General features: G+C 69.9%; 6 protein-coding genes. 1 reads left to right on the top strand and 5 read right to left on the bottom strand.

Annotated elements, in window-relative coordinates:
- Positions 1 to 195 precede the first annotated feature (195 nt).
- Positions 196 to 2,760, bottom strand: coding sequence for an aminopeptidase N (pepN, locus tag AB8Z36_RS22140; RefSeq protein WP_369215103.1), 2,565 nt, complete (start codon positions 2,758 to 2,760; stop codon positions 196 to 198).
- Positions 2,761 to 2,954: 194 nt separating this feature from the next.
- Here pepN and AB8Z36_RS22135 point away from each other — a divergent pair, with 194 nt between their 5' ends.
- Positions 2,955 to 3,596: a mycothiol-dependent nitroreductase Rv2466c family protein gene (locus AB8Z36_RS22135; RefSeq protein ID WP_369215102.1), complete on the top strand. Its 642-nt coding sequence runs from the start codon at positions 2,955 to 2,957 to the stop codon at positions 3,594 to 3,596.
- 28 nt (positions 3,597 to 3,624) lie between these two features.
- Here AB8Z36_RS22135 and AB8Z36_RS22130 read toward each other — a convergent pair whose 3' ends face one another.
- The 4 genes from AB8Z36_RS22130 to AB8Z36_RS22115 form a co-directional block, all read right to left on the bottom strand.
- Positions 3,625 to 3,831, bottom strand: coding sequence for a hypothetical protein (locus AB8Z36_RS22130; RefSeq protein ID WP_369215101.1), 207 nt, complete (start codon positions 3,829 to 3,831; stop codon positions 3,625 to 3,627).
- Positions 3,832 to 3,973: 142 nt separating this feature from the next.
- Entirely contained in the window at positions 3,974 to 4,624 is a 651-nt protein-coding gene (locus tag AB8Z36_RS22125) for a superoxide dismutase (protein ID WP_369215100.1), read from the bottom strand.
- Positions 4,625 to 4,853: 229 nt separating this feature from the next.
- Entirely contained in the window at positions 4,854 to 6,296 is a 1,443-nt protein-coding gene (locus tag AB8Z36_RS22120; protein ID WP_369215099.1) for an amino acid permease, read from the bottom strand.
- 174 nt (positions 6,297 to 6,470) lie between these two features.
- The gene (locus AB8Z36_RS22115; RefSeq protein WP_369215098.1) at positions 6,471 to 7,874 is read right to left on the bottom strand and encodes an amino acid permease; all 1,404 of its coding nucleotides are present in this window, start codon (positions 7,872 to 7,874) and stop codon (positions 6,471 to 6,473) included.
- Positions 7,875 to 8,093: the final 219 nt, after the last annotated feature.

The following is an 8,093-nucleotide window of genomic DNA, read 5'->3' as shown; positions in this document are numbered from 1 at the left end:
GTCCTGCGACGCCTCCTGACCCCCGCCCCCCCCCCCCCCCCCCCCCCCCCCCCCCCCCCCCCCCCCCCCCCCCCCCCCCCCCCCCCCCCCCCCCCCCCCCCCCCCCCCCCCCCCCCCCCCCCCCCCCCCCCCCCCCCCCCCCCCCCACCGGGCACCCCGTGGAGAGAAGGTGGGGTGCCCGGGGTCAGTCGGGGGTCAGGAGGCGTCGCAGGACTGGGCGTGGAGGGCTCGGGAGAGGTCGTCGCGGGCCTCGAGGACCAGACGCCGAAGAGCCGGCGCCGCCGCCGCGTGCGCGGAGAGCCAGGCGTCGGCCGCCGCCAGCGTCTCCTCGGTGGACTGGAGGTGCGGGAACAGCCCCCGCACCACGTCCATGCCGATCTGGATGGACCGCTCGGCCCACACCCGCTCGATCGCGTCGAAGTACTTCGCCGCGTACGGCGCGACAAGCTCCCGCTGCGACGCCTGCGAGAACCCGGAGATCGTCGCCTCGACCAGCGCGTTGGACAGGGCGTTGGACTCCACCACCGAGGCCCACGCCTGCGCCTTGACCGCCGCGGAGGGCCGAGCGGCCAGACACCGCACCTGGTGCCGCTTGCCGGAAGCCGTGTCGTCGCGGGCCAGCTCCGCCGCGAGGACCTCCTCGTCGGCGGCGCCGTGCGCGGCCAGCGGACCGAGCAGCGCCCAGCGCAGCTCCTGGTCGACGTCGAGGCCGTCGATCTTGGCCGTGCCGTCCAGCAGCCCCTGAAGAAGCTGGAGGTCGGCCGGGGAGGACGCCACCGCGGCGAAGAAGCGGGCCCAGGTGAGCTGGTGCTGGCTGCCCGGCTCGGCGATCCGCAGCTCCCGCAGCGCCCCTTCGGCGAGCACCCGGGCGCCCTCCCCGCGCCACTCGGGCGCGGCGTAGTGCGTGAGGGCGGTGTTGGTCCACGCGTGCAGCATCTGGAGGACGCCGATGTCGCTCTCGCGCCCGGCGAAGCGCAGCACGAGCCCGACGAAGTCCCGGGCGGGCATCAGCGCGTCCCGGGTGAGGCTCCACAGGGCGGACCAGCACAGGGCGCGGGCCAGCGGGTCGGTGATGTCGCCGAGGTGCTCCCGCAGCGTGGCGAGGGAGTTCTCGTCGAAGCGGATCTTGCAGTAGGTGAGGTCGTCGTCGTTGACCAGGACCAGCTCGGGAGCCTGCTCACCGGCCAGCTCGGCCACGACCGTGCGCGGGCCGTCGACGTCGACCTCCGCGCGGGCGTACCGCTCAAGGGCGCCGGGGGACGTCCTGCGGTAGAGGCCCACCGCCACGCGGTGCGGACGCAGTTCGGGGTGGGACTCGGCCGCCTCCTGGAGCACGGAGAGCTCGGTGACGCGGCCCTCCGCGTTCAGGATGACCTGCGGGGTGAGGGAGTTGACGCCCGCCGTCTGGAGCCAGGCGCGCGACCAGGACGTCATGTCGCGGCCCGAGGTCTCCTCGAGGACCGAGAGCAGGTCGCCGAGGACGGTGTTGCCGTAGGCATGGCGCTTGAAGTACCGGCGGGCGCCTTCGAGGAACGCCTCCCGGCCGGCGTACGCCACGAGCTGCTTGAGCACCGAGGCGCCCTTGGCGTACGTGATCCCGTCGAAGTTGAGCTTGGCGTCCTCCAGGTTGCGGATGTCGGCCGTGACCGGGTGGGTGGAGGGGAGCTGGTCGGCGCGGTAGGCCCACGCCTTGCGGTTGTTGGCGAAGGTGATCCAGCCGTTGGTGAACCGCGTCGCCTCGACCATGGAGAAGGTGCCCATGAAGTCGGCGAAGGACTCCTTGAGCCACAGGTCGTCCCACCAGCGCATGGTGACCAGGTCGCCGAACCACATGTGCGCCATCTCGTGGAGGATGACGTTGGCCCGGCGTTCGTACGACGCCTGGGTCACCTTGCCGCGGAAGATGAACTCCTCGCGGAAGGTCACCAGGCCGGGGTTCTCCATCGCGCCCAGGTTGTACTCCGGCACGAAGGCCTGGTCGTACTTGCCGAAGGGGTAGGGGTAGTCGAAGTTGTCGTGGAAGAAGTCCAGGCCCTGCTTGGTCACCAGGAAGACGTCGTCGGCGTCGAAGTGCGGGGCGAGGCCCTTGCGGCACATCGCGCCGAGCGGGATCTCCAGGCGCGTACCGTCGTCGAGGACGCGCTCATAGCGGTCCTCCACATAGTGGTAGGGGCCCGCCACGATCGCCGTGATGTACGTCGAGATGGGCTTCGTCTCGGCGAACTTCCAGACGCCGTCGGCCAGTTCGCCCACGCCGTTCGACCAGGCCGTCCAGCCCTCGGGGACCCGCACCTCGAAGCGGTAGGGCGCCTTCAGGTCGGGCTGCTCGAAGTTGGCGTAGACACGGCGGGAGTCGGCCGGTTCGTACTGCGTGTAGAGGTAGACCTCGCCGTCCTCCGGGTCGACGAAGCGGTGCATGCCCTCGCCCGTGCGGCTGTACGCGCACTGGGCGTCCACCACCAGTTCGTTCTCCTCGGCCAGCTCCTCCAGCGCGATGCGGGTGCCGTCGAAGACCTCGGAGGGGTCGAGGTCCCTGCCGTTGAGGGAGAGGGCCGTGACGCTCGGGGCGACGAGGTCCGCGAAGCTCGTGGCCCCCGGCTCGGCGCGGAAGCGGATCGTGGTGACCGAACGGAACGTGCGCGGCTCCTGACCGCTCTCGCCGACCGCCGAACGCAGGTCGAGGAAGACCTCGTAACCGTCGACGGAGAGCAGCGCGGCCCTCTCATGGGCCTCGTCGCGGGACAGATTCTCACCGGGCACGGGCGGCACTCCTTTGTGACTCGCTGTCTGGGACTCGCAGGGTTCGTACGACTCGCACGCACGAATCGCAAGCGTGACCCGTACGAATGTCTACGATCCTCGCATGTGCCCTCGGCAGCCGACATCCGGGAATGCCCTGACGGACCCCCGGTGTTTGCCCTCCCAGGCGCCGAACACATTCCCTAGGGAGAGACATGTCCGAGAACAACGGCAAGACCCCCGTCGACTTCTGGTTCGACCCGCTCTGCCCCTGGGCGTGGATGACGTCCCGCTGGATGCTCGAGGTGGAGAAGGTCCGCGACGTACAGGTCCGCTGGCATGTGATGAGCCTCGCCGTCCTGAACGAGGACAAGATCGACGAGCTGCCCGAGGAGTACCGGGAGATGCTCGAGACCAAGGCCTGGGGCCCGGTCCGTGTCGTCATCGCCGCCCAGCAGAAGCACGGCGACGAGATCATCGGCAAGCTCTACACCGCGCTCGGCACCCGCTTCCACAACCGCGGCGAGGGCCCCACCCGTGAGGCGGTCGTCGGCGCTCTCGAGGACGTCGGTCTGCCCGCCGGCCTCGTCGACGCCATGGACTCCGACGCCTACGACACCGAGCTGCGCGCCTCCCACAAGGAGGGCATCGACAAGGTGGGCCAGGAGGTCGGCACGCCGGTCATCGCCGTCCCCGGCGCCGACGGCGAGCAGGTCGCCTTCTTCGGTCCCGTGGTCACCCCCGCCCCCAAGGGCGAGGCCGCCGCCAAGCTCTGGGACGGCACGCTGCTCGTCGCCTCGACGCCGGGCTTCTACGAGATCAAGCGCACCCGCACACAGGGCCCCATCTTCGACTGACGGCCGTCTCCGCAGGGGTGTCTCCGGACTAGCCGAAGGTCTCCTCCGGCAGCTCGAAGCCCTTCCTCTGGACGTGGTACGGCTGGACCCAGAGGCAGCCCGGGTTCGTGCAGCGCCAGAAGCCCCGCGCGTCCGCGACGCCGACGGTCCGCGCGATGTGCGCCTCCTCGGCCGGGGTGACTCTGCGGAAGAGGTGCAGCTGTCGGCATGTGGGGCAGTGCTTCTCGTCCACCATGCCGACACGTTCCCGCGGAACCCCGGCCACCGAAAGGCCCCCGTGAGTCACGTCCTCACGGGGGCCTTTCGTCTCTCCGCCCGCCCCGGCGAAAGTTGAGAAGACGATCACGAGGCGGGACGATCCGGTGCGGCGGGTGGTCTCAGGGGGCCAGCAGCAGGCTGTTGACGCGCTGCTTGGCGGCCTCGTAGCGCTTGGCGACGTCCTGCCAGTTGACGACCTGCCACATGGCCTCGATGAAGTCGACCTTCTGGTTCTTGTACTGGAGGTAGAAGGCGTGCTCCCAGGCGTCGAAGACCAGGATCGGCGTGGAGCCCTGGCCGACGTTGCCCTGGTGGTCGTAGACCTGCTCGACGATGAGGCGGTTGCTCAGCGGCTCGTAGGCGAGCACGCCCCAGCCGGAGCCCTGCGTGGTCGCCGAGGCCTTGGTGAGCTGCGCCTTGAACTTGGCGAAGGAGCCGAACGACTCGGCGATCGCGTCCGCCAGCTCGCCCACGCCGTCGGCGGCCAGCGGCTCGCCGCCGCCACCGTCCTTGGGGCTGTTCATGTTGTGCCAGTAGATGCTGTGCAGGATGTGGCCGGAGAGGTGGAAGGCCAGGTTCTTCTCCAGGCCGTTGATGGCGCCCCAGGTCTCCTTGTCACGCGCCTCCGCAAGCTGCTCAAGGGTGTCGTTCGCGCCCTTCACGTACGCCGCGTGGTGCTTGTCGTGGTGCAGCTCGATGATCTGCGGGTTGATCACAGGTTCAAGCGCCGCGTAGTCGTACGGAAGTTCAGGAAGCGTGTAAATGGCCATGATCCGAGCCCTCCGACTGCTGCTCTGCTTAGTGCATCCGCTTATTGCAACCTATATGCAAGTGCAGGCTAACAGCAGAAGTGCCGGGAAGTTGATCAGCCCTTCGTCCTAGGACCGGCCGGGGGCGCGCCGACGGCACCCGGGAACGCCAAAGGGGCCCGGGATCGCGATCGATCCCGGGCCCCTCGCGCACAGCGTGTACGGCGTGTACCGCGTGTTCGCCGTGCCTTTAGTGGGTGGTGTTGGCCGCCGCCGACCGTTCCGCCGCCTTCTGGCGCACGATGCCGATCACGGCGAGCACCAGCGTGAGCGAACCCGTCGCGATGAGCTGCTTGCGCGTGTCGGGCTGCTCGGTCATCAGATAGAAGATGTACGCCATCGCGGCCAGCGCCACCCAGGTCAGGAAGGGGTAGGCCCACATCCGCACGACGAGCTTCGCCGGTTCCTCGCGCTCGGTCCTGCGGCGCAGGATGAGCTGCGAGACGGCGATGAAGATCCACACCACCAGGATCATCGCGCCGATCATGTTGAGCAGCCAGGGGAAGACGTCGTCGGGGCGCCAGTAGCTGAGCAGCACGCAGACGAAGCCGAACACCGAGGAGGCGAGCACCGCGAGGCGGGGGACGCCGCTGTGGATCCGGCCGAGTGCCTTAGGGCCCTGGCCGCGCTCGATCAGGGAGTACGACATGCGCGAGGCGCCGTAGATGTTGGCGTTCATCGCGGAGAGCAGGGCGATGAGGATGACGACGTTCATGATCTGCCCGGCGCCGGGGATGCCCAGGTGGTCGAGCGTGGCGACGTAGGGGCCCTTCTCGGCGACCTCCTTGTCGTCCCACGGCAGCAGCGTGACGACGACCAGCATCGAGCCCACGTAGAAGAGGGCGATGCGCCACATGGCGGTGCGCACGGCCTTGGCGACGCTCTGGACCGGGTTCTTGGACTCCGCGGCGGCGATCGTCACGGTCTCCAGGCCGCCGTAGGCGAAGACGGAGGCGAGGAGGCCGATGATCAGGCCGTCCGTGCCCTTGGGCATGAAGCCGCCCTCGCCGGTGAGGTTCGCGGTGCCGGGCGCGGAGACGTCCGAACCGGGCAGGATGCCGAGGATCGCGAGGACGCCGATGCCGAGGAAGAGGGCGATGGCGCCGACCTTGAGGGCGGCGAACCAGAACTCGAACTCGCCGAAGTTCTTCACGGCCGTCAGGTTCGAGCCGCAGAAGACCAGCATGAACAGGGCGACCCAGGCCCACTGCGGGGTGCCGGGGAACCAGCCGACCATGATGTCGGCGGCGCCGATGCCCTCGATGCCGACGGCGACGCAGAGCAGGAACCAGAAGCCCCAGCCCGCCGTGAAGCCCGCCCAGGGCCCGATGGCCCGCTCGGCGTGGACGGAGAAGGAGCCCGAGGCCGGATTGGCGGCCGACATCTCGCCCAGCATGCGCATCACGAGCATGACCAGGGCGCCGGACACGGCGTAGGCGAGGACGATCGAGGGACCCGCGGCGGCGATGCCCGCCCCGGAGCCGACGAAGAGACCGGCACCGATCACACCGCCGAGGGCGATCATCGAGAGGTGCCGCTGCTTGAGGCCGTGGACGAGCGGGGAGTCGGCCGTGGGCGCCGAGCCGGGTGCTTCGTCGGGCGATGCGTCCTTGGAGGTGGACGTCCGAGACATGGGCGGGCCCTGTTCAGTAGCCGAGACGGGGGACGAGCGGGCCCACAGTCTGAGGTCCGGTACCGCTGACAGGGAACAGCGGACCGCTATACGGACACGACGCTCACACCTCGTGAAGACGCGCGCACATTTTGTTTACGTGGCGTTTACCTGGACTCCGCTGCCCGAGCTCCGCTACTCAGGGGTCCCCTCGCGCCGGTCGCGCCACTCCCGCAGCCCCGCGACCGCGAGGACGAGCGCCGTGGCGCCCGCCGACCACAGGAGCTGCGGCCGCGCCCCGTCGTCGTTCAGCATCAGACCGAGCACGACGGCCATCGCGACCAGCGCCGCCCAGGTCAGATACGGGAAGGCCCACATCCGCAGCACCAGCCGCTCGGGCGCCTCGCGCTCGATGCGCCGCCGCAGCCGCAGCTGGGAGACGGCGATGAGCGCCCAGACGAACAGCAGCACCGCCCCGACCGAGTTGAGCATGTAGAGGAAGACCGAGTCGGGCCACTCCAGATTGAGCAGCACCGAGACGAAGCCGAAGGCCACGGAGGCGAGGACCGCCCGGCGCGGCACCCCGCCCCCGGCGACCTTGAGCAGGGCCTTCGGGGCCTCGCCGCGCTCGGCGAGCGAGAAGACCATGCGGGAGGAGCCGTACAGATTGGCGTTGAGCGCCGAGAGCAGCGCCACGAAGACGACGATGTTCATGATCGTCCCGGCGGACGGCACGCCGATCGAGTCCAGGACCGTGACGTACGGACTGACGCCCGCCTGCTGCGCGGTCCAGGGCAGCACCGTCACGATGACCAGCATCGAGCCGACGTAGAAGAAGAGGATGCGGTAGACGGCGCTGCGCACGGCGCGGGCGACCGAGCGGACCGGGTCGTCGGACTCGGCGGCGGCGATCGTGACGACCTCCAGACCGCCGAAGGCGAAGACGACGGCGAGCACTCCGGAGACGACGCCCTCCCAGCCGTTGGGCAGGAATCCGCCGTCACCGCTGAGGTGGGTGAGGCCGACGGGGTCGGTGTCGGGCAGCACCCCGAAGACCGCGAGCAGGCCGAGGACGAGGAAGGCGACGATCGCGCAGACCTTCAGGGTGGCGAACCAGAACTCGAACTCGCCGAAGTTCTTCACCGCGGCGAGGTTGGCGCCCGTGAAGACCAGCATGAAGATCAGCACCCAGGCCCACTGCGGCACGGCGGGCGCCCAGCCGTTGGCGATCTGTGCGGCGCCGGTCGCCTCCACGGCGAGCACCACCACGAGCAGGAACCAGTAGAGCCAGCCGACGCTGAACCCGGCCCAGCGGCCGAGCGCGCGCTCGGCGTGCACCGAGAACGAGCCCGAGGCGGGCATGGCCGCCGACATCTCGCCGAGCATCCGCATCACACACATCGCGAGCGCGCCCGCGATCAGGTACGACACGACGATGCCGGGCCCGGCGACCGCGATCCCGGCCCCCGAACCGACGAAGAGCCCCGCCCCGATGACACCGCCGAGTCCGAGCATGGTGAGGTGCCGCTGCTTGAGACCGCCCGCGAGCGGTTCGTGGCCGTCCCCGAGGGGTCCGGCCGTGGCCTTCAGGTCGTGCATGGCGCTCAGCTTGCTCTCGGGTGCTCAGGACGGTTTGGCGGGACTCCACAGTCTCTCCGGGCGGTGGCCCCCCGCGCAAAACGAGGCACCCACCCGCCGACCTCAGTGACGAGCGTCACGCCGCTTGAGGTGTACAGGGAGTTCTTTGTACGTGTTCCACCAAGGCCCCGCCCCCGGGTTGTCGCCCGGAGCCGGTGTTCCCGCGCCCCCGCCTGGGAT

Origin of the sequence: Streptomyces flavofungini, assembly GCF_041028215.1 — a bacterium.
In the GTDB taxonomy this organism is placed as follows: Bacteria; Actinomycetota; Actinomycetes; order Streptomycetales; family Streptomycetaceae; genus Streptomyces; species Streptomyces flavofungini_B.
Note: the sequence above shows the minus strand (reverse complement) of the source record. Positions and strands in the feature narration are given on the sequence as shown.